Annotated in this window: 27 protein-coding genes; 25 read left to right on the forward strand and 2 right to left on the reverse strand. The window is 60.8% G+C overall.

What is annotated here, in order from left to right; all coding sequences use genetic code 11:
- Positions 1-4: 4 nt before the first annotated feature.
- The 9 genes from AC27VO_RS11765 (at position 5) to AC27VO_RS11805 (ending at position 7313) form a co-directional block, all read left to right on the forward strand.
- Positions 5-643, forward strand: coding sequence for an MlaC/ttg2D family ABC transporter substrate-binding protein (locus AC27VO_RS11765; RefSeq protein WP_488666906.1), 639 nt, complete (start codon positions 5-7; stop codon positions 641-643).
- A 9-nt stretch (positions 644-652) separates the two neighbouring features.
- Entirely contained in the window at positions 653-952 is a 300-nt protein-coding gene (locus AC27VO_RS11770) for an STAS domain-containing protein (RefSeq protein ID WP_488666907.1), read from the forward strand.
- Positions 953-1012: 60 nt separating this feature from the next.
- Positions 1013-1918 carry an ABC transporter ATP-binding protein gene (locus tag AC27VO_RS11775; protein ID WP_488666908.1) on the forward strand — a complete coding sequence of 302 codons (906 nt, stop codon included), beginning with the start codon at positions 1013-1015 and terminating at the stop codon, positions 1916-1918.
- Between the two features lie 11 nt (positions 1919-1929).
- Positions 1930-2685, forward strand: a complete 756-nt coding sequence (locus tag AC27VO_RS11780) for an ABC transporter permease (RefSeq protein ID WP_488667010.1) — start codon at positions 1930-1932, stop codon at positions 2683-2685.
- Between the two features lie 67 nt (positions 2686-2752).
- Positions 2753-2995 (forward strand): BolA family protein, encoded by a 243-nt coding sequence (locus AC27VO_RS11785; RefSeq protein ID WP_488666909.1) that lies wholly within the window; start codon positions 2753-2755, stop codon positions 2993-2995.
- A gap of 89 nt (positions 2996-3084) precedes the next feature.
- The gene (gene murA / locus AC27VO_RS11790; protein WP_488666910.1) at positions 3085-4353 is read left to right on the forward strand and encodes a UDP-N-acetylglucosamine 1-carboxyvinyltransferase; all 1269 of its coding nucleotides are present in this window, start codon (positions 3085-3087) and stop codon (positions 4351-4353) included.
- Positions 4350-5000: an ATP phosphoribosyltransferase gene (gene hisG / locus AC27VO_RS11795; protein WP_488666911.1), complete on the forward strand. Its 651-nt coding sequence runs from the start codon at positions 4350-4352 to the stop codon at positions 4998-5000. Before murA ends, hisG begins: the two co-directional genes overlap by 4 nt.
- A 33-nt stretch (positions 5001-5033) precedes the next feature.
- Complete coding sequence (gene hisD / locus AC27VO_RS11800; protein WP_488666912.1) at positions 5034-6350, forward strand: histidinol dehydrogenase; 1317 nt, start codon at positions 5034-5036, stop codon at positions 6348-6350.
- 30 nt (positions 6351-6380) lie between these two features.
- Positions 6381-7313, forward strand: coding sequence for a LysR family transcriptional regulator (locus AC27VO_RS11805; protein ID WP_488666913.1), 933 nt, complete (start codon positions 6381-6383; stop codon positions 7311-7313).
- A gap of 24 nt (positions 7314-7337) precedes the next feature.
- Here the strand turns inward: AC27VO_RS11805 and AC27VO_RS11810 are convergent, their stop codons facing one another.
- Together AC27VO_RS11810 and AC27VO_RS11815 are read right to left on the reverse strand one after the other, a co-directional pair.
- Positions 7338-8297 carry a Bug family tripartite tricarboxylate transporter substrate binding protein gene (locus AC27VO_RS11810; protein ID WP_488666914.1) on the reverse strand — a complete coding sequence of 320 codons (960 nt, stop codon included), beginning with the start codon at positions 8295-8297 and terminating at the stop codon, positions 7338-7340.
- Positions 8298-8347: 50 nt separating this feature from the next.
- Positions 8348-9394, reverse strand: coding sequence for an amidohydrolase family protein (locus AC27VO_RS11815; RefSeq protein WP_488666915.1), 1047 nt, complete (start codon positions 9392-9394; stop codon positions 8348-8350).
- Between the two features lie 191 nt (positions 9395-9585).
- Here AC27VO_RS11815 and AC27VO_RS11820 point away from each other — a divergent pair, with 191 nt between their 5' ends.
- From AC27VO_RS11820 to tatC, 16 genes are all read left to right on the forward strand, one after another.
- On the forward strand, positions 9586-9858 hold the full coding sequence (locus AC27VO_RS11820; protein ID WP_488666916.1) for a hypothetical protein: 273 nt from the start codon (positions 9586-9588) through the stop codon (positions 9856-9858).
- A complete protein-coding gene (locus AC27VO_RS11825) occupies positions 9855-10298 on the forward strand; it encodes a PIN domain-containing protein (RefSeq protein ID WP_488666917.1) in 444 nt (147 codons plus the stop codon). Before AC27VO_RS11820 ends, AC27VO_RS11825 begins: the two co-directional genes overlap by 4 nt.
- A 55-nt stretch (positions 10299-10353) precedes the next feature.
- Positions 10354-11466, forward strand: a complete 1113-nt coding sequence (gene hisC / locus AC27VO_RS11830) for a histidinol-phosphate transaminase (RefSeq protein WP_488666918.1) — start codon at positions 10354-10356, stop codon at positions 11464-11466.
- The gene (hisB, locus tag AC27VO_RS11835; protein ID WP_488666919.1) at positions 11463-12098 is read left to right on the forward strand and encodes an imidazoleglycerol-phosphate dehydratase HisB; all 636 of its coding nucleotides are present in this window, start codon (positions 11463-11465) and stop codon (positions 12096-12098) included. The genes hisC and hisB overlap by 4 nt, the downstream gene beginning before the upstream one ends.
- Before the next feature lie 82 nt (positions 12099-12180).
- On the forward strand, positions 12181-12849 hold the full coding sequence (hisH, locus tag AC27VO_RS11840; RefSeq protein WP_488666920.1) for an imidazole glycerol phosphate synthase subunit HisH: 669 nt from the start codon (positions 12181-12183) through the stop codon (positions 12847-12849).
- Between the two features lie 65 nt (positions 12850-12914).
- On the forward strand, positions 12915-13670 hold the full coding sequence (gene hisA, locus AC27VO_RS11845; protein WP_488666921.1) for a 1-(5-phosphoribosyl)-5-[(5-phosphoribosylamino)methylideneamino]imidazole-4-carboxamide isomerase: 756 nt from the start codon (positions 12915-12917) through the stop codon (positions 13668-13670).
- The gene (locus AC27VO_RS11850; RefSeq protein WP_488666922.1) at positions 13667-14518 is read left to right on the forward strand and encodes a D-hexose-6-phosphate mutarotase; all 852 of its coding nucleotides are present in this window, start codon (positions 13667-13669) and stop codon (positions 14516-14518) included. The genes hisA and AC27VO_RS11850 overlap by 4 nt, the downstream gene beginning before the upstream one ends.
- Before the next feature lie 46 nt (positions 14519-14564).
- The gene (hisF, locus tag AC27VO_RS11855; RefSeq protein ID WP_488666923.1) at positions 14565-15365 is read left to right on the forward strand and encodes an imidazole glycerol phosphate synthase subunit HisF; all 801 of its coding nucleotides are present in this window, start codon (positions 14565-14567) and stop codon (positions 15363-15365) included.
- Positions 15366-15466: 101 nt separating this feature from the next.
- The gene (gene hisI, locus AC27VO_RS11860) at positions 15467-15862 is read left to right on the forward strand and encodes a phosphoribosyl-AMP cyclohydrolase (protein ID WP_488666924.1); all 396 of its coding nucleotides are present in this window, start codon (positions 15467-15469) and stop codon (positions 15860-15862) included.
- A gap of 6 nt (positions 15863-15868) precedes the next feature.
- Complete coding sequence (locus AC27VO_RS11865; RefSeq protein ID WP_488666925.1) at positions 15869-16264, forward strand: phosphoribosyl-ATP diphosphatase; 396 nt, start codon at positions 15869-15871, stop codon at positions 16262-16264.
- Positions 16261-16653: a DUF4870 family protein gene (locus AC27VO_RS11870; protein WP_488666926.1), complete on the forward strand. Its 393-nt coding sequence runs from the start codon at positions 16261-16263 to the stop codon at positions 16651-16653. Before AC27VO_RS11865 ends, AC27VO_RS11870 begins: the two co-directional genes overlap by 4 nt.
- A gap of 21 nt (positions 16654-16674) precedes the next feature.
- Positions 16675-17715, forward strand: a complete 1041-nt coding sequence (locus AC27VO_RS11875; protein WP_488666927.1) for a patatin-like phospholipase family protein — start codon at positions 16675-16677, stop codon at positions 17713-17715.
- Between the two features lie 54 nt (positions 17716-17769).
- The gene (locus AC27VO_RS11880; protein WP_488666928.1) at positions 17770-18147 is read left to right on the forward strand and encodes a histidine triad nucleotide-binding protein; all 378 of its coding nucleotides are present in this window, start codon (positions 17770-17772) and stop codon (positions 18145-18147) included.
- A gap of 104 nt (positions 18148-18251) precedes the next feature.
- Complete coding sequence (gene tatA, locus AC27VO_RS11885) at positions 18252-18485, forward strand: Sec-independent protein translocase subunit TatA (RefSeq protein WP_488666929.1); 234 nt, start codon at positions 18252-18254, stop codon at positions 18483-18485.
- A 40-nt stretch (positions 18486-18525) separates the two neighbouring features.
- Positions 18526-19008 carry a Sec-independent protein translocase protein TatB gene (tatB, locus tag AC27VO_RS11890; RefSeq protein ID WP_488666930.1) on the forward strand — a complete coding sequence of 161 codons (483 nt, stop codon included), beginning with the start codon at positions 18526-18528 and terminating at the stop codon, positions 19006-19008.
- A 104-nt stretch (positions 19009-19112) separates the two neighbouring features.
- Entirely contained in the window at positions 19113-19907 is a 795-nt protein-coding gene (gene tatC / locus AC27VO_RS11895) for a twin-arginine translocase subunit TatC (RefSeq protein WP_488666931.1), read from the forward strand.
- The last annotated feature ends 115 nt before the right edge of the window (positions 19908-20022 follow it).

The raw sequence follows: 20022 nt of genomic DNA on the forward strand, positions 1-20022 counted from the left end.
CACAATGATGCAACGCCGTACGCTGGCTGGCCTGTTGGCCGCCACTGCTGCTCTTTCGCTGGCGGCGCCTACCTGGGCACAAGCTGCCACTGAAACCCCAGATGCGCTGGTCAAGCGCCTGTCGGCCGATGTGCTGGAAACCATCAAGGCCGACCCCGCGCTGCGCAGCGGCAATATCGCGCGCATTTCACAGGTGGTGGATGCCACCGTCATGCCGCACGTTAATTTCCGCCGCATGACCTCGGCTGCCGTGGGACCCCAGTGGCGCCAGGCCTCGCCTGAGCAGCGCGAGCGCCTGCAGCAAGAGTTCAAGCTGATGCTGATTCGCACCTATGCGGGCGCCCTCAAGCAGGTGAGCGACCAGCGTGTGGAAGTCAAGCCACTGCGCGCCGCCGCAGACGACAAGGATGTGCTGGTGCGCACCGAAGTGCATGGCAAGGGTGAGCCCGTGCAGCTGGACTTCCGCCTGGAAAACGCCGATGGCAAGGGCTGGAAGATCTACAACCTGAACGTGCTGGGTGTGTGGATGGTGGAAACCTATCGCACCCAGTTTGCCCAGGAGCTGAACAAGGGCGGCATTGACGGCCTGATCAGCGCCCTGTCCAGCCGCACCATGGCGGCCGATGCCAAGACCTCCAAGTAAAGCCTTGCCATGAGCCATACGATTGCACTGCCTGCTGTGTTGACGGCCGAATCCGTGGTGGTGGCCCAGGCACAGCTGCTGCAAAGCATGCGGGCATTGCCCCAGGGGGCTGCGGTGGTGCTGGATGCATCTGCGGTGCAGTCATTTGACTCGGCGGGTCTGGCGCTGCTGCTGGCCTGCCGCCGTGCGGCGCAGCACCAGCAGCAAACACTGCAGGTGCAGGGATGGACGTCCAGCCTGCAGTCGCTGGCGCAGGTGTACGGGGTGATGCCTTTGCTGGACCCCGCTTCGGCAGCCCAGCCTGCGTAAATCGCGCAAGACCGTGGCACGGCCGGCGCAGCCACGGCGCCTTTAGAATGTCAGGCTCTCATGCCAGCCGTCTCTATCCAATCTGTCTCCAAGACCTACGCAACCTCTCAAGGTGATTTTCAGGCGCTCAATGCGGTGAGCCTGGAAATTGCCGAGGGCGAGTTCTTTGGCCTGCTCGGCCCCAATGGCGCGGGCAAGACCACGCTCATCAGCATCTTGGCGGGGCTGACTAAACCTAGCGCCGGGCGCATCACGGTCATGGGCCAGGATGTGCAGGCAGACTTTGCCGCCGCCCGCAAACAGCTGGGCGTGGTGCCGCAAGAGTTGGTGTTTGACCCGTTTTTCAATGTGCGCGAGACCTTGCGCCTGCAGTCCGGCTACTTTGGTGTCAAGAACAACGATGCCTGGATTGACGAGCTGCTGGAAAGCCTGGGCCTGGCCGACAAGGCGAACGCCAATATGCGTCAGCTCTCGGGCGGCATGAAGCGCCGGGTGCTGGTGGCCCAAGCCTTGGTCCACAAGCCGCCGATCATTGTGCTCGATGAACCCACGGCCGGCGTGGATGTGGAGCTGCGTCAGACGCTGTGGCACTTCATTGCCAACCTCAACAAGCAAGGCCACACCGTGCTACTGACGACGCACTACCTGGAAGAAGCAGAGGCACTGTGCAACCGCATTGCCATGCTCAAGCACGGCAATGTGGTGGCGCTGGATGACACGTCCAACCTGCTGAAAACCGCGTCTTCCAATGTGCTGCAGTTCAAAACTGATAGCGCGCTGCCGGACAGCCTGGCGCCGCTGGCACGTGTGACGGGGCGCGTGGTACAGCTGCCGGCCCAAGGGCCGCACGATATTGAGCTTTTCTTGGCCACGCTGCGCCAAGCGCAGGTGGTGATGGAAGACATGGAAATTCGCCGTGCTGATCTGGAAGATGTGTTCCTGCAAGTCATGAAGGGGGCCGCATGATGTTCCCGCAGATGCAGGGCTGGACGTCGTTGTTCCACAAGGAAATTCTGCGCTTCTGGAAGGTGAGCTTTCAGACCGTGGCTGCACCGGTGATGACTGCCGTGCTCTACCTGCTGATCTTTGGCCATGTGCTGGAAGACCATGTGCAGGTGTTTGAGGGCGTGAACTACACGGCCTTTCTGGTGCCCGGGCTGGTGATGATGAGCGTGCTGCAAAACGCGTTTGCCAACAGCTCTTCAAGCCTGGTGCAAAGCAAGATCATGGGCAGCGTGGTGTTTATCTTGCTGACACCGCTGTCGCACTGGGCCTGGTTTGCGGCCTATGTGGGCTCGTCCATCGTGCGCGGTCTGGTCGTGGGGCTGGGGGTGTACATCGTCACCCTGTTCTTTACGCCGCCCGTGGCCGCAGCGCCGCTGTGGATCATTGTGTTTGCGCTGCTGGGCGCTGCCTTGCTGGGCACGCTGGGCCTGATTGCCGGGCTGTGGGCCGACAAGTTCGACCAGATGGCCGCCTTTCAGAACTTTCTGATCATGCCCATGACGTTTTTGTCTGGCGTGTTCTATTCCATCCAGTCGCTGCCGCCTTTTTGGCAGCAGATCAGCCATCTGAATCCGTTTTTCTACATGATTGACGGTTTCCGCTATGGCTTCTTTGGCCAAAGCGACATCTCTCCGTGGGTGAGCTTGGGCATTGTGGGTGTGGCATGGCTGGCGGTAAGCGCCCTGGCCATTCATTTGCTGCGCATCGGCTACAAAATCCGCCATTGAACCTGCGTGCCCTTGGGTGCGCTGCTATAACAAGCTGCAGCGCCCGCGCTGTGGCATTGAGAACACTATGACCGCTGATCAACTCGAATCCATCATCCGCGCCGGCATGCATTGCGAGCATTTGGCCGTGGAAGGGGATGGCCGCCACTGGTATGCCACCATTGTTTCGTCCGAGTTCGAAGGCAAGCGCCTGCTGGCCCGCCAGCGCCTGGTGTATGCCACTTTGGGCGAACGCATCAAGACGGATGAAGTGCATGCGCTGTCCATGAAGACCCATACCCCGGCAGAATGGGCGGCCAAGGCGGATTAACCGCCTTCTGTATTCATAGCTGCTAGCGCTTGTTTTATAAGGGCTAGAGGCAGATTTCACTAATTTTTTAGATTCAAGGCTCCAACGCCATGGACAAACTCCTCATTCGCGGCGGCCGCCCTTTGCACGGCGAAGTGCTGATCTCCGGTGCCAAAAACGCGGCCTTGCCCGAGCTGTGCGCAGCCCTGCTGTCGGCCCAGCCGGTCACGCTGCACAACGTGCCCCGTCTGCAAGATGTGGCCACCATGCTCAAGCTCATCCGCAACATGGGTGTGACGGCGGAGCGTGACGACAACGGCACCGTGGTGCTGGATGCCGGTGCGCTGAACAACCCCGAAGCCCCGTACGAGCTGGTCAAGACCATGCGTGCCTCGGTGCTGGCTTTGGGCCCGCTGCTGGCGCGCTTTGGCAAGGCCAAGGTGTCGCTGCCCGGCGGCTGCGCGATCGGCTCGCGCCCCGTGGATCAGCACATCAAGGGCCTGCAGGCCATGGGTGCAGTCATCACCGTGGAAAACGGTTACATGAACGCCAGCCTGCCTGAGGGCTGGACCAAGCTCAAGGGCGCGCGCATCACCACCGACATGGTGACGGTGACGGGCACGGAAAATTTCCTGATGGCAGCGGCCCTGGCGGACGGTGAGACCGTGCTGGAAAACGCCGCCATGGAGCCCGAGATTACCGATCTGGCCGAGATGCTCATCAAGATGGGCGCCCAGATCACCGGTCACGGTACCAGCCGCATCGTGATTCAAGGTGTGGACCAGTTGCACGGTTGCGAGCATGCCGTGGTGGCAGACCGCATTGAAGCGGGTACCTTCCTGTGCGCTGTGGCAGCCACGGGCGGTGAGGCTTTCTTGCGCCATGGCCGTGCCGATCACCTGGGTGCAGTCATCGACAAACTGGTGGAAGCTGGTGCGCAGATCGAGTCCGAGGCGAATGGCATTCGGGTGCGCAGCCAGGGCCGCCTGAAGGCGCAAAGCTTTCGCACCACCGAATACCCGGGCTTTCCCACCGACATGCAGGCGCAATTCATGGCGCTGAACTTGGTGGCCGAGGGCACCAGCACGGTGACAGAAACCATTTTTGAAAACCGCTTCATGCACGTCAACGAGATGATGCGTCTGGGCGCCCAGATCACCACCGATGGCCGTCTGGCTACCGTGGTGGGCGGCGTGCCCCTGTCGGGTGCCACCGTCATGGCGACCGACCTGCGCGCATCGGCCAGCTTGGTGATTGCTGGCTTGGTGGCCAAGGGTGAAACCTTGGTGGACCGCATCTATCACCTTGATCGTGGCTACGACCGCATGGAAGCCAAGCTGCGCGGTCTGGGCGCAGACATTGAAAGAGTGTCGCAATGAGCATCACCATCGCCCTGTCCAAGGGCCGTATCTTTGAAGAAACCGTTCCTTTGCTGGCCGCTGCCGGCATTGTGGTGACGGAAGATGTGGACAAGTCGCGCAAGCTGATTTTTGACACCACCCACCCTGATGTTCGCGTCGTGTTGGTGCGCGCTTCGGATGTCCCTGTGTATGTGCAGTACGGTGGCGCGGACCTGGGTGTTTCCGGCTCGGACTCGCTGATCGAGCACGGTGGCCAGGGCTTGTATCAGCCGCTGGACCTGCAGATCGCCAAGTGCCGCGTGAGCGTGGCTGTGCGCAATGGATTTGACTATGCGCACGCGGTCAAGCAGGGCGCGCGCCTGAAGGTGGCCACCAAGTACCCCACGATTGCCCGTGAGTTCTTCGCCAAGAAGGGCGTGCACGTGGACATGATCAAGCTCTATGGCTCCATGGAGCTGGCGCCGCTGACCGGCATGGCCGATGCCATCGTCGACTTGGTATCCACGGGCAACACGCTCAAGGCCAACGATCTGGTGGAGGTTGAGCAGATCACCGACATCAGCTCGCGTTTGGTGGTGAACCAGGCCTCGCTCAAGCTCAAGCAAAAGCAGCTGCGCCACATCATTGATGCGTTTACGCAGGCTGTTCAAGCCAAGAACAACTAAGTTTTCTCTCCCCCTGTTGAAGCAGTCAGTACTATGGAAATCGCAGCACAACCCCTACGCCTGTCCACCGCAGATGCCAATTTCGAGCATGATTTTGCGCAGCGCCTGCATTGGTCAGCCGACACGGACGCAGCGATCGAGCAGCGCGTGGCCGACATCCTGGCCGACGTGCAGCAGCGCGGCGATGCTGCCGTGCTGGAGTACACCGCGCGCTTTGACGGCTTGAGCGCAGACAGCATGCAGGCGTTGGAGCTGACGCAGGCGGAACTCAAGGCCGCCTTTGACAGCCTGGGCGATGCCCAAAAGCACGCGCTGGAAGCCGCCGCCAAGCGCGTTCGCAGCTACCACGAAGCGCAAAAGAAGGCCAACGGCGAAAGCTGGAGCTACCGCGATGAAGACGGCACCTTGCTGGGCCAGAAAGTCACGCCGCTGGACCGCGTGGGCATCTACGTGCCCGGTGGCAAGGCGGCTTACCCGTCCAGCGTGCTGATGAATGCCATCCCGGCCCATGTGGCGGGTGTGCCCGAGATCATCATGGTGGTGCCCACCCCCAAGGGCGAGAAGAACCCGCTGGTGCTGGCTGCGGCCTATGTGGCGGGCGTGCACCGTGCTTTCACCGTGGGCGGTGCGCAGGCGGTGGCCGCTTTGGCCTATGGCACGGCGACGGTGCCCAAGGTGGACAAGATCACCGGCCCCGGCAACGCCTACGTGGCCAGCGCCAAAAAGCGTGTGTTTGGCATGGTGGGTATCGACATGATCGCTGGTCCTTCGGAGATCCTGGTGCTGGCTGACGGCACCACGCCTGCCGATTGGGTGGCGATGGATCTGTTCAGCCAGGCCGAGCACGACGAGCTGGCCCAGTCCATCTTGCTGTGCCCCGATGCGGCCTACATTGACGCAGTGCAAGCGTCGATTGACCGCCTGCTGCCCGAAATGCCACGCAAGGAGATCATCGCCAAGAGCCTGAACGGCCGTGGCGCGCTGATTCTGACCAAGAGCATGGAAGAGGCGTGCGCCATTTCCAACCGCATTGCGCCCGAGCACTTGGAGGTCTCCAGCAACGACCCGCACAAGTGGGAGCCGAGCCTGAAGCACGCCGGTGCCATCTTCCTGGGGGCGTACACCAGCGAATCCTTGGGTGATTACTGCGCAGGCCCCAACCACGTGCTGCCCACCAGCGGCACCGCACGTTTCTCGTCGCCACTGGGTGTCTATGACTTCCAAAAGCGCAGCTCCATCATTGAAGTCAGCGAAGCGGGCGCCCAAGTGCTGGGCAAGATTGCCGCTGAGCTGGCCTATGGCGAAGGTCTGCAGGGGCATGCCCGTGCTGCAGAGATGCGCTTGAAGTAAGCGGCAGGCGATCATGCAGCGGGTGTCCCGGTGAACGTTTCCATCAAGCAGCTCAAATGCTTTGTGGTGGTAGCCCGGGAATCCAATTTCACCCAGGCAGCCAAGTTGCTGCACACCACGCAGTCGGCCGTTAGCGCCTTGATCAAGGAGTTGGAGGCCGAAGTCGGCTTCAAGCTCTTTGACCGCAACACACGCAATGTCCACCTGACCGATTCAGGTGTGCATTTTTATGAGCGCTCGCACCAGCTGTTGCAAGAGTTTGATGCCTTGTTGCTACATGCTGCAGACATTGCCAACCTCAAGCAGGGGGTGGTGCGTGTCGGGGCCACGGAAGCAGCGGCGTGCTCTTTGGTTGTACCTGCCATCAAGCAGTTCAAGAGCCTGTACCCACACATTGATGTGCGGTTGCAGGTGCAGATGCCATCGAATATCGCTGTAGCGCTGGCCAGCAATGAGGTGGATGTGTTCGTGGCGCCGGACTTTGCCGAAGACCGCACTACGGATGAAAGCATGCATAGAGTCCAGGTGCTGGAAAGCCCGGTGCTGCTGTGGTGTGCCAAGGACCACCCAATGGCTGCGCAGGCCCATGTCACGTGGCAGGCCGTGATTGACAGTGAATTGATCTTGCCCGCCATGGATTTCAACACCCGGATCATTCCTGGTGTGCTGGAGCATTTGCGCCAGCAGGGAGTGGACATTGCTGCGCTGAATCTGGCGCAGCACAAGTCGGTAGGCGGCATCATGGCGGCGCTGAGCATGGCCCAGGCCGGTTTGGGGGTGACATTTGCTGCGGAATATGTGCGGCCGCTGGCAGAGTCATTTGGTTTGCAAGGGGTGCAGCTGGATGCGCCGGTAGTCACCCGCTATCTGTGTGCCTACCAGCGCAAAGGGCGTACCCTGGCGCTGGCTGCGACCGAGTTTTTGCAGTTTTTCCGCAGCTACCTGCAAGCTCCCACTCGCTGAGGCAGCAGCGTGTTGCGCTCGGGCTCAATCCAGACGGATATTGCCCTTTTTGATGACTTCGCCCCACATCTGGTATTCGCGTTGCGCCAGCTGACGCAGCTCTGCGGGGGTGCTGGGCTTGATGATCAGGCCTTGCTCCTTGAACGTTTGCATCACGCTAGGGGTGGCGAAGGCGGCCAGACAGGCTTCCCGGTATTCATCGGCCTCTTTGCTAGATACCTTGGGGGAGCCCCAGATGGCATACCACGGGTCTGCGTGGAAGCCTGTGGCACCTTGCTCGTGCAGGCTGGGGATATCTGGGAAGTTCGGGTGGCGCTCACGCAGTGACCCACCAATGATCTTGATTCGTCCCTTGGCCTTCTGAGCTGCAGCCACTTGGATGGGGATGAACATGGCACTGACCTGATCGCCCATCAGGTCGTTCAGGGCCGGCGCAAAGCCCTTGTAGGGGGCATGTTCCATTTTCAGGCCCAGTTGCTGCAGCAGCATGGCCATAAAGAGGTGGTGGTGCGTGCCAATGCCGGGCGATGCGTAGTAGGCACCCAGCGCACTTTTGGCCCAGGCTACAAATTCACGCAGGTTGTTGGCCGGGACTGAGTTGCTGACCGCCAGCACGAATGAACTGGATGCCAGGTGGGTAATAGGCGCAAAGTCATTGATCACGTCAAAGCCTGCGCTCTTGTAGAACAGCGGAATGGCCAGCGCGGTTGAGGAGATGATCTGCAGGGTCAGTGCGTCGGGTGCGTTGAACACCTGACGGATGCCGATCATCCCGGAGGCTCCGGGCTTGTTTTCTACGATGACGTTTTTTTTCAGCTTCTCTTGCAGCACTGGGCTCATCACCCGGGCCATCAGGTCCGGTGTGGTGCCCGGCGTGAAGGGGATGACAATCTTGACGGTGTTGGCCTGCGCCCAGCTAGCAGACGGAAATGCCGAAGCTGCAGCAGCAGCCACGGCGGTGGTGAGGAAGTTGCGACGTTGCATTGTTTTGTCTCCTTGATAACCATGGGGCGACCCCCGTCGCCCCCCAGTCTTTACACCTTCAGCTTGAACAGCTGTTTCGCATTGGTTTCAAAGAATTTCTTCTTGTCTTCCATGGCGATGTTCATGTTGTCCAGCGCATCGACTTCACCTGGTGCGTACTGGTAGGGGTAGTCCATGGCGTACAGCACACGGTCTGCGCCCATGAACTCCTGCGTGAACTTGATGGCCTGCTCCCACGCCACACCGCTGTTGGTGATGTGAAAGTTTTCTTTCAGGTAGTCGCTGGGTTTTTTCTTCAACGGTTTAACGCTGTCGTAGCGCTGCGAGCGCACGGTGGCTGCATGCATGTAGTCGAGGCGATAGGCCCAGAAAGGCAGCGCTTCGCCCATGTGGCCGAGGATGATCTGCAGCTTGGGGAAACGATCGAAAACGCCCGAGGTGATCAGGCGCAGCGCGTGAAAACCTGTTTCTACGCCAAAACCGTAGATGGCACCGTCCAGGCCGCACTCCTTGAACAGCGGGTACATCTGCTGGGGCAGGGCGTTGGGGTGCAGGTAGACCGGGGCACCGTGGGCTTCGGCGGCTTCAAAAATGTCCCAGAACTTGGTGTCCGACAGATATTCGCCCTTGGTGTGCGAGTTGATCACCACGGCGTTGATGCCCAGGGTCGTCACCCCGCGCTGGATTTCCTTGGCGGCTTCTGCAGGGTTTTGCGGGGCTACGGCCAGCATGCCGGCCAGGCGGGTGGGGTGGCGCTGAATGGCGCTGGCCAGGAAGTCATTGGACTGGCGTGCAAATTCAACGGCCACAGCGCCGTCCATGACCTGTACGCCGGGCGAGGTCAGTGCCAGCACTTGCAGGTCCACACCTGCCTCGTCCATGTGTTGCAAGCGCAGGGCATCCATATCGGTCAGCGAGCGCATGATGTGTTGGGCGCGCTCGCTCTTGCTGCTCATGTAAAAGCCCATCAGTCCGCGAAAACCTTCATCTGCGTCCGCTTTGGAGAGGATGTGCTGGTAGATGTCGATCATGGCCGGTGGTGCAAATGCCTCCTCGGTGGCAATGCGCAGGTAGTTCGGGTTGGGCTTGGCGTTCATTCGGTATTCCTGTTCCAGAGAGCGCCGATTGCAGCATGCTTGATTAATCTCAACAAACAATTATTTTTTATCAAGTGATTTCATTTTTTGATTAATTAAGTGCTCCGAAGCAGTAGGTGCTGTGCACTGCAGATACGCCTTGAGTATCTGCACGAATTTCGTGCAGCACGAATTTCGTGTACGATGGCGGCATGAAGAATGTGACCATCACCGTCGAAGACAGCGTGCTCGAATGGGCGCGGGTGGAGGCTGCGCGCCGTGGCTCCAGTGTCTCGCGCATGGTGGGTGACTTCATGGCTGAAATGATGCAGCGCGAGGACGCCTATGAGCGCGCTTACCTCGCCTGGCGCACCGATGAGCGCACCTGGGCAGCCCAAGAGGCTGACTTAAAAACCGCAGCGCGCAGCGCAGGCGGTGCAAGGGCTGTAGGCCAAAAAGATACCCAAGAAGGCGGTGCGGCATGAGCCCCGTCTTTGTTGATACCTCGGTGCTGATCGCGGCGGAAGACATTGGCCAGGCCAGCTTGCATCGCGCGGTGCTGGACTGGCTGGATTTGCTGTGGCACCGCCGCACAGGCCGCACCGGCAACCAGGCGTTGGTGGAGTTTTACGAACAGGTCACCACCGCAGCCACACCCTTGCCGCAGGGCGATGCACGCGCTGCCATTCGCCGCTACCAGACTTGGACACCGTGGAAAACCGATGCCGCCACGCTGGAGACCGCATGGGCCGTGCAGGCGCGCCACGAATTGCCGTTTGCCGACTGCCTGGCTGTGGCCTGTGCCCAGCACAGCGGTTGTGCGCAGATGCTGACACTGCATCTGCCGCACGGCGCGCAGTATGGCGGCGTCACCATGGTGCACCCGCTGCAGCAAGCACCGCAAACCGAATTGGAAGGTGCCTGAGCCCACCACGCGGCCCGCACCGGATTGTGTGAAGAAATTGGAAAGTGTGAATCCCATGTCAGCAGCTTCGACCCCAGCCTTGCAACGCATCCGTGCCGATGTGCGCGCCATGCATGCCTATCCCGTGCAGCCTTCGGTGGGCCTGCTGAAGATGGACACCATGGAGAACCCCTTCCGCCTGCCGCTGGACTTGCAAAAAGCCTTGGGCGAGCGCTTGGGCGCGCTGGAAATCAATCGCTACCCCGGCGCGCGCCTGGAAGTGCTCAAGCAAATGCTCAAGGACTACGCGGGTGCGCCTGAAGGCAGTGCCGTGCTGTTGGGCAATGGCTCGGACGAAGTGATCTCCATGTTGGCTCTGGCCACCGCCCAACCCAGCGCCGAAGGCCGCGCCAAGATGCTCGCGCCCATGCCCGGCTTTGTGATGTACCCGCTGTCGGCACAGCTGCAGGGGTTGGATTTTGTGTCGGTGCAGCTGACCGCAGACTTTGACCTGGATGTGCCCGCCATGCTGGCCGCCATCGCTGCGCAAAAGCCTGCCATCACCTATATCGCCTACCCCAACAACCCGACAGCCACGCTGTGGGCCGAAGACAAGGTGCAGGCGGTGATCGATGCCGTGGCGCAGATTGGCGGTCTGGTGGTGATGGATGAGGCCTACCAGCCGTTCGCAAGCCGCAGCTGGATCACCCAGATGCAAGCGCACCCCGAGCGCAACGCCCACGTGCTGCTGATGCGCACCTTGAGCAAGTTCGGCTTGGCTGGTGCGCGCCTGGGCTACCTGATTGGCCCCGAAGCCATCGTCAACGAGCTGGACAAGGTGCGCCCCCCCTACAACATCAGCGTGCTGAACTGCGAAACCGCCATCTTCGCGCTGGAACACGCGGCGCTGTATGCCGAGCAGGCCAAGGCCATCCGTGCAGAGCGCCAGCCGCTGATCGATGCGCTGACCGCATTGAGCGGCGTTGAGAAGGTCTGGCCCTCCGAAGCCAATATGGTGCTGCTGCGTGTGCGCGATGCCGGTGCTGCCCAAGCGGCGATGAAGCAGCGCGGTGTTTTGGTGAAAAATGTCTCGGCCATGCACCCCTTGCTGGCCAATTGCCTGCGTTTGACCGTCGGCACCCGTGAAGAAAATGCCCAAATGCTGGCAGCCCTGAAGGAATCGTTATGAGCAACGCACTCGTCCCCTCCACCGCTACCGCCGCTGAATGCACCGCCCGTGTGGCCGAAGTGCAGCGCAACACGGCTGAAACCAAGGTTTTCGTGCGTGTAGACCTGGACGGCACGGGCAAGGCGCGCCTGGCTTCGGGCATTGGTTTTCTGGATCACATGCTCGACCAGATCGCCCGCCACGGACTGGTGGACCTGCACATCGACTGCGAAGGCGATCTGCACATCGATGGCCACCACACGGTGGAAGACATCGGCATCACCCTGGGCCAGGCCTTTGCCAAGGCCGTGGGTGACAAAAAAGGCATCCGCCGCTACGGCCACGCCTATGTTCCGCTCGATGAAGCACTGAGCCGCGTGGTGATCGATTTCTCGGGCCGCCCCGGTTTGCACATGGACTGCAAGTTCACCGCTGGCCGCATCGGCGAGCTGGATACCCAGCTGGTGTTCGAGTTCTTCCAGGGCTTTGTGAACCACGCCGGCGTCACCCTGCACATCGACAACCTGAAGGGCTTCAACGCCCACCACCAGTGCGAAACCATTTTCAAGGCCTTCGCCCGTGCCCTGCGCTTTGCGTTGGAGCGCGATGAGCGCATGGTCGGAGTGATCCCTTCCACCAAGGGTAGCCTGTAAAAAGTGAGCATCTAGCGCTTGCAATTAATTGATTTGCATGTGCCAGAGCATTGAAAACCAGCAATAACCAGCGCTAGTTGCTATGAGTTCTATGAACAACACCGTGGCTGTGGTCGATTACGAGATGGGCAATCTGCGCTCTGTCTCGCAGGCGGTAAAAACCGCTGCCCTGGGCACGGATGTGCGCGTCATCGTCACACAAGATCCGGCCGAAGTGCGCGCCGCCAGCCGCATCGTGCTGCCCGGCCAGGGCGCCATGCGCGATTGCATGGCCGCGCTCAAAGCCTCGGGCCTGCAAGAAGCCGTGCTGGAAGCCGCCGCCACCAAGCCGCTGTTTGGCGTGTGTGTGGGCATGCAGATGCTGCTGGACCACAGCGAAGAGGGCGATACGCCCTCGCTGGGCCTGATCCCCGGTAGCGTCAAACGCTTTGCGCTGGCCGGCCGCACCCAGCCGGACGGCAGTCGCTACAAAGTGCCGCAAATGGGCTGGAACCAGGTGTTCCCCACCGCCCCCAGTGGCGTGCGCCACCCCATGTGGGAAGGGATTCCCGACGGGGCGTATTTCTACTTTGTGCACAGTTTTTATGCGGCCCCGGCTGACGCGGCGCATTGCGCGGCTGAGACAGATTACGGCGGGCAGTTTGCATCTGCGCTGGCTCGCGATAAGATTTTTGCTACGCAATTCCACCCTGAGAAAAGTGCAGACCACGGCCTGGCGCTGTACCGCAACTTCCTCCACTGGAATCCGTAAACCCCTTTTTCTTCAACCCTGGCCACCACGTTCGGCCAACTCTTAGGCAAAGCCTCTCGCACATCATGCTGCTGATTCCCGCCATCGACCTCAAAGACGGCCAATGCGTCCGACTCAAACAAGGTGACATGGATCAATCCACCACATTTGGTGATCCTGCCGAAATGGCGCGCCGCTGGCTTGATGCCGGCGCCCGCCGTCTGCACCTGGTGGATCTGAATGGCGCGTTTGCGGGCCAGCCCAAGAATCTGGCGGTCATCAAGGCCATTCTCAAGGAAGTGGACGGTCAGATTCCCGTGCAGCTGGGCGGCGGTATCCGCGATCTGGACACCATTGAGCGCTACATCGACGCGGGCATGGAATACATCATCATCGGCACCGCCGCGGTGAAGAACCCCGGCTTCCTGCAAGACGCATGCAGCGCCTTTGCGGGCCACATCATCGTGGGCCTGGATGCCAAGGACGGCAAGGTGGCCGTGGACGGCTGGAGCAAGCTGACGGGCCAGGATGTCATCTCGACCGCCAAGCGCTTTGAAGACTGGGGCGTGGACTCCATCATTTACACCGACATTGGCCGTGACGGCATGCTGTCGGGCATCAACATCGACGCGACGGTGAAACTGGCGCAATCGGTGCGCATTCCCATCATCGCCTCGGGCGGCCTGGCCAGCATCAAAGATATTGAGCAGCTGTGTGCCGTGCAGGACGAAGGCGTCGAAGGCGTGATCTGCGGCAGAGCCATCTACACCGGTGATCTGGACTTTGCCGAAGGCCAGAAACTGGCAGACAAGCTGTCGGGCGACGAAGAAGACGCCGCATGACCGCGCCCACCGCCGCGCGAGTGACCTGGCGCGGCCTTGCTTGCACGCTGATCACCCTGCCGAACGGGGACAGCGTGCGGGTGTCAGATTTCGGTGCCCAACTGCTGTCGTGGACAGTGCGCGGGCACGAGCGCTTGTTTGTCTCTGAACGCGCTGTGCTGGATGGCTCTGCCGCCATCCGCGGCGGTGTGCCGGTGTGCTTTCCGCAGTTCAACCAGCGTGGGCCGCTGCCCAAGCATGGCTTGGCGCGGCGCACCACCTGGCAGTACAGCGGCGCCCAGGTGCAGGGCGATGCCATCACCGCACGCTGGCTGTGGGATGCCGCAGCTCCGCTGCACGCCGATTTTGCGCATGCCCTGCGCACCGAGCTGGCCGTGGCCCTGTCGCCAGATGCTGTGCAGATCACCCTGTCTGCCACCAATACGGGCACCAGCACGTTGGCATTTACCGGCGCGCTGCACACCTATCTGGCAGTGCAGGGCGCGGACATGGCCGCTTTGCATGGCCTGGATGGCGCGGCATGCTGGGACGCTGCAAAGAACTTTGCACCCACCATTCAAAACGGTGCCGTGGCGCTGGGTGAAGAGGTTGACCGGGTGTTCGCCCGCGCGGCCCAGCCCCTGGAGCTGCGTGATGCCGCGGGCACCTTGCGCATCAGCCAAGACGCCGCCTGGCCCGAGACCGTGGTCTGGAACCCCGGCCCCGTCTTGTGTGCCACTTTGACCGATATGCAGGGCGCCGACTGGATGCGCATGCTGTGCGTGGAAGCGGCGGCCATCAACCAACCGATTGCGCTGCGCCCTGGCCAGCATTGGCAGGCCGCCCAAACTTTGCAGGTGGTGGCGTAACCTGCTGCCCTTGCCGTGATGTTCAACCGATAGAAAAAGTCTTTTCATGCTTGCCAAACGCATCATTCCTTGCCTGGACGTCACCGGGGGCCGCGTGGTCAAAGGCGTTAATTTTCTGGAACTGCGGGATGCGGGCGACCCGGTCGAGATCGCTGCGCGCTACAACGCGCAGGGGGCGGACGAGCTGACGTTCCTGGACATCACCGCCACCAGCGATGGCCGCGATTTGATCTTGCCCATCATTGAGGCCGTAGCCTCGCAGGTGTTCATTCCCCTGACCGTGGGCGGCGGTGTGCGTGCGGTGGAAGATGTGCGCCGCCTGCTCAATGCGGGTGCCGACAAGACCAGCTTCAACTCGGCCGCCATTGCCAACCCGGCCACCATCAATGCCTGCAGCGACAAATACGGCGCGCAGTGCATCGTCGTGGCCATTGATGCCAAGCGCCGCACGCCCGAGGATGAGCAGCGCATCGGCCCTGGCGGCACACCCATGGGCCCCGGCTGGGATGTGTACAGCCACGGCGGGCGCAAAAATGTGGGGCTGGATGTGATTCGCTGGGCCGAAGAAATGGCGCAGCGCGGTGCGGGCGAGATTTTGCTCACCAGCATGGACAAGGATGGCACCAAGAGCGGCTTTGATTTGGCGCTCACGCGTGCGGTCAGTGATGCGGTCAGCGTGCCCGTCATCGCCTCGGGCGGTGTTGGCAATCTGGACCACCTGGCTGACGGTGTGCAGCAAGGCGGTGCCGATGCGGTGCTGGCGGCCAGCATCTTCCACTACGGTGAATACACGGTGCAGCAAGCCAAGCAGCGCATGCGCGAGCGTGGCATTCCGGTGCGGCTGTAAAAATTTTGAGAGCGGCTTGCGCAGGCTCCAGGCGGCTTTCTGATTGATTTGTAAGTGAAATTGGCTTTCAGCCTGCGCTGGCAGCTACACAAAAAAGCAGGATGCCTATGAGCTGGTTGGATCAAGTCAAATGGGATGCGCAGGGCCTGGTGCCCGTGATTGCGCAGGAACAAAGCTCGGGCGACGTGGTGATGTTTGCGTGGATGAATCGCGAAGCCTTGGCGCAAACCGCAGAGCTGGGCCGTGCGGTGTACTTCAGCCGCTCACGCAACAAGCTGTGGGCCAAGGGCGAAGAATCCGGCCATGTGCAGATCGTGCACGAGATGCGCATTGACTGCGACAACGACGTCATCCTGCTGAAAATCACCCAAGAGGGGCACGTACCCGGCATTGCCTGCCATACCGGCCGCCACTCTTGTTTCTACAGCGTTCTCAAGGATGGGCAATGGGTGGCCATTGACCCGGTCTTGAAAGATCCTGCTTCCATTTATAAATAAAACACCATGTCTGAATACAACTCTGCCTCGGTGGAAGGCGCACTGGCCCGTCTTGCCGCTGTCATCGAAAGCCGCAAGACTATCAACGGCGGCGACCCCGAAAAAAGCTATGTGGCGCGCTTGCTGCACAAGGGCCCAGATGCATTCCTGAAAAAAATCGGCGAGGAAGCCACCGAGGTGGTGATGGCCGCCAAGGATGTGGATGCCGGCGCCGACAAAGGGAAAATCCTTTATGAAGTTGCGGATTTGTGGTTCCATTCCATGATCGCGCTGTCGCACTATGGGCTGACCCCCGCTGACGTGGTGGCCGAGCTGGAACGCCGTGAAGGCACCAGTGGTCTGGAAGAAAAAGCTTTGCGCAAGGCCAAGGAACGGGCTGCGCAGGAAGGAAAACCGGAGTGAACGACGACATTGTGGACGTGCGCGCGGTCGACAAGGCCACGCTCGATGGCCTCAAGGCCTGGGGCTGGATCAGCTACTTCTTGCATTTGATCGTGGCCGTGACGGCCGTGATCCCGGGCGCGCAAGTCAGCGTGCTGGTGCTGGTGGTGGCCTTGATCATTGACCTGGTCAAACGCTCGGACGCCAAGGGTACCTGGCACGAATCGCATTTCTCCTGGCGCCTGCGCAGCGTGATCTGGGCCGGTATCTTGTATGTGGTGACGGCGCCCCTGTGGCTGCTGCTCTTTCTGCCGGGTTGGATCGCGTGGTGCGTGATCTCCATCTGGTTCCTCTATCGCATCGTGAGCGGCATGGTGGCGATGAACAAGCAAGCCCCTCTCCCGCTCTGATCGAGCCTTGAAAGCCTGCCTATGAGCCAGCCCCCTGCGTCGCCTCCCCAATGCCTGAATCTGGCACTTCAAGGCGGAGGCTCACATGGGGCTTTCACATGGGGCGTTTTGGACGCCTTGCTTGAAGACGGCGGCTTTACCTTTCCCGGCATCAGCGGCACCAGCGCCGGAGCCATGAACGCGGTGGCCGTCGCCCAGGGCTTTGCCGCTGCCGCGCTGGACCACCCGGACGACAGCGCCGCACGGCATGCCCAAGGCTGCCTACTGGCGCGCGCTGCCCTGCGCAAACTCTGGGAGGGCGTGGGTGCCATGGGCGTCTTCACGCTCGGCGTGCCCGTGGCCAGCAACCCGCTCATGGGCATGATGAGCCAGTTTCTCTCGCCCTACCAGACCAATCCGCTGGACATCAACCCCCTGCGCAAGCTGCTGGAGCGCGTGGTTGACTTTGAGATGTTGCACGCCGCCTGGCCGCTGGCAGGCATGCCCAAGTTGTTTGTCTGTGCCACCAATGTGCGCACCGGCAAGGGCGAAATCTTCAGTGACACCCGGCTGAGCACCGATGCGGTGATGGCTTCCGCCTGCCTGCCGCAGCTGTACAAGGCCGTGGAGATTGAGGGCGAGCGGTACTGGGACGGCGGTTTTTCCGGCAACCCTGCGCTGTACCCGCTGATCTACCGCACCGACTGCCGCGACATGCTGCTGGTGCAGATCAACCCGATTGCGCACGAAGAGCTGCCCGATACCGCCAGCGACATCATGGACCGCACGAACGAGATCATGTTCAACGCGGGGCTGCTCAGTGAGTTGCGGGCGATTGACTTCGTGCGCCGCCTGCTGGCCGAAGGCCGCCTCGATGCTGGCAAGTACAAGCACGTGCTGATGCACCGCATTGATGGCGGCGCGGCACTCAGCCGTTTTGGCGCGGCCAGCAAATCCCGTGTGGATATGGCTTTTTTGCTGCGATTGTTTGAGCTGGGACGCAAGCAAGGCCTGCAATGGGTGCATGATCACCGCCTGGATGTGGGCGTGCGTGAGACCTTGCAGATTGTGGACAATGCCTGATGACAGCGTGCCGCTGCTTGCACACCAGCCAACAAATTTAGATTGAGTTTTTTGATGACCGACCACGCACCTACAGCGCACGACCCCCACTGCCTTTTTTGCAAGATCACTGCAGGCCAGATCCCCAGCCGCAAGGTCTATGAAGACGATGCGCTGTTCGCCTTCCATGACATTCACCCGGCAGCCCCTGTGCACTTTCTGATCGTGCCCAAGCAGCACATCGCTTCCATGGCCCAGGTGGGGCCGGAGCACGAAGCATTGCTGGGGAAAATCATGGCGCTGGCACCCAAGCTGGCTTTGGAGCAGGGCTGCAATCCTTACCCCGAAGGTGGTTTTCGCATGGTGGTGAACACGGGGGCAGAGGGTGGGCAGGAAGTCCACCACCTGCATGTGCATGTGCTGGGCGGCCCACGCCCCTGGAAGCACGGTTAACAGTTTGCTGACACTGCGGGTCGGCCACCGATGCATAAGGCCATCTCGGGCGCTATGTTGTGGTGTCACGTCTAAAATGGCTGGTATTCGTTAGGAGAAATCTCATGGGATCGTTTTCTGTTTGGCATTGGTTGATCGTGCTGCTGATCGTGGTTTTGGTGTTCGGCACCAAAAAGCTCAAGAACCTGGGCGGCGATCTGGGTGGAGCCGTCAAGGGCTTCAAAGATGGCATGAAGGATGGCACTGCAGGTGACACCGCGGCCGAGAAGGCTGCCGTTGCCGACCAATCCAAGGCCGACACCACCACGATTGACGTCGACGCCAAGCAAAAGAGCTGATGGCTGAACATGGCAGCAAGCACCTGCAAGGGGCGTTGGCATGATTGACATCGGTATCTCCAAGTTGGCGCTCATCGGTGCCGTGGCCCTGGTGGTCATCGGCCCCGAAAAGCTGCCGCGTGTGGCGCGTACCGTGGGTACGCTGATTGGCAAGGCGCAGCGCTATGTGTCCGATGTCAAAGCCGAGGTCAACCGCTCCATGGAGCTCGATGAGCTCAAGAAGATGAAGGAGTCGGTGGAAACCGCTGCGCGCGATGTCGAGCAGTCGGTGCAGACCGCCTCCAGCGACTTCGAAAAAGACTGGCGCGAAGTCACCGATTTCGACTCCGACTACGACAGCGGCGGTGTCAGCGACTACAACCGCGTTGGCAGCAGCACAATCACCCCGGCGTATAAAAACCCGGGCAAGAACTTCCGCCTCAAGCGCGGAACGGTGCCTCGTTGGTACAAAGCGCGCGCTGGTGTGCGCACGCATGTGCAATCGGGTGCGGCGCGCGTGGCACGGTTCCGCCCCAAGCGCTGAGCGCGGGGCTGTTGCACCGTATGCGCAGCGTCTTGCCGACAAGTGCTGTGCAGGTGTTTTTCTCTTGATACGCAGGGCCGCAAGGCCCGGTTCTTTTTTCGACCATGTCCGACAAATCCACCCAAAACGACGAGTTGGCCGGCTCTGAGCAGCCTTTTGTGCAGCACCTGATGGAGCTGCGTGACCGGCTGCTGTATTGCATTTACGGCATTGCTGTGGCGGTGGCTGTGCTGGCGATGTGGCCAGGCCCCAATGGCCTGATTGACTTTATTGCACACCCCATCAAGGCGCACATGCCGCCTGATGCCAAGCTGATTGCGGTGGGCGTGTTCTCGCCGTTTTTTGTGCCGCTGAAGGTGCTGATGATGGTGGCCATCCTGGCGGTGCTGCCGTGGATCATGTACCAGCTGTGGGCGTTTGTGGCCCCAGGCCTGTACGTGCACGAGAAGAAGTTTGCCCTGCCGCTGATTATTTTCGGCAGCTTTTTGGCCTACGTGGGTATTGCCTTTGTGCAGTTCTTCGTGCTGGACAAGATGTTTGGCTTCATTCAGGGCTTCACGCCGGAAAGCGTGGCGGCCACGCCTGATATTGCCTCGTACGTCGAAGCCATCCTCTCGCTGTATCTGGCGTTCGGTCTGGCATTCCAGGTGCCGATTGTGGTGATGCTGCTGGTGCGCTTTGGCATTGTGGATGTGGCCAAGCTCAAGAGCTTCCGCGGCTATTTCGTGGTGCTGGCTTTTGTGGTGGCCGCCGTGGTCACGCCGCCCGATGTGATCTCGCAGCTGGCGCTGGCCATTCCCATGTGTGTGCTGTACGAGGTGGGTATTTTGGGTGCCGGCTGGTTTGCCAAGGTGTCCAAGAAGCCTGAAGGTGCCGACGAGGAGTCTGAACAAGCCTGAAAGCCAGAGCCATAAGGCATTTGGCGTTAGAACAAAAAATCCCGCTGACTGGTAACGGTCAGCGGGATTTTTTATGGGGTGTTGGGCTTGATGTCTGGGCAGGGCGGCGAAGCGA

It is taken from the genome of Comamonas sp. 14P8.1.4, assembly GCF_057799285.1.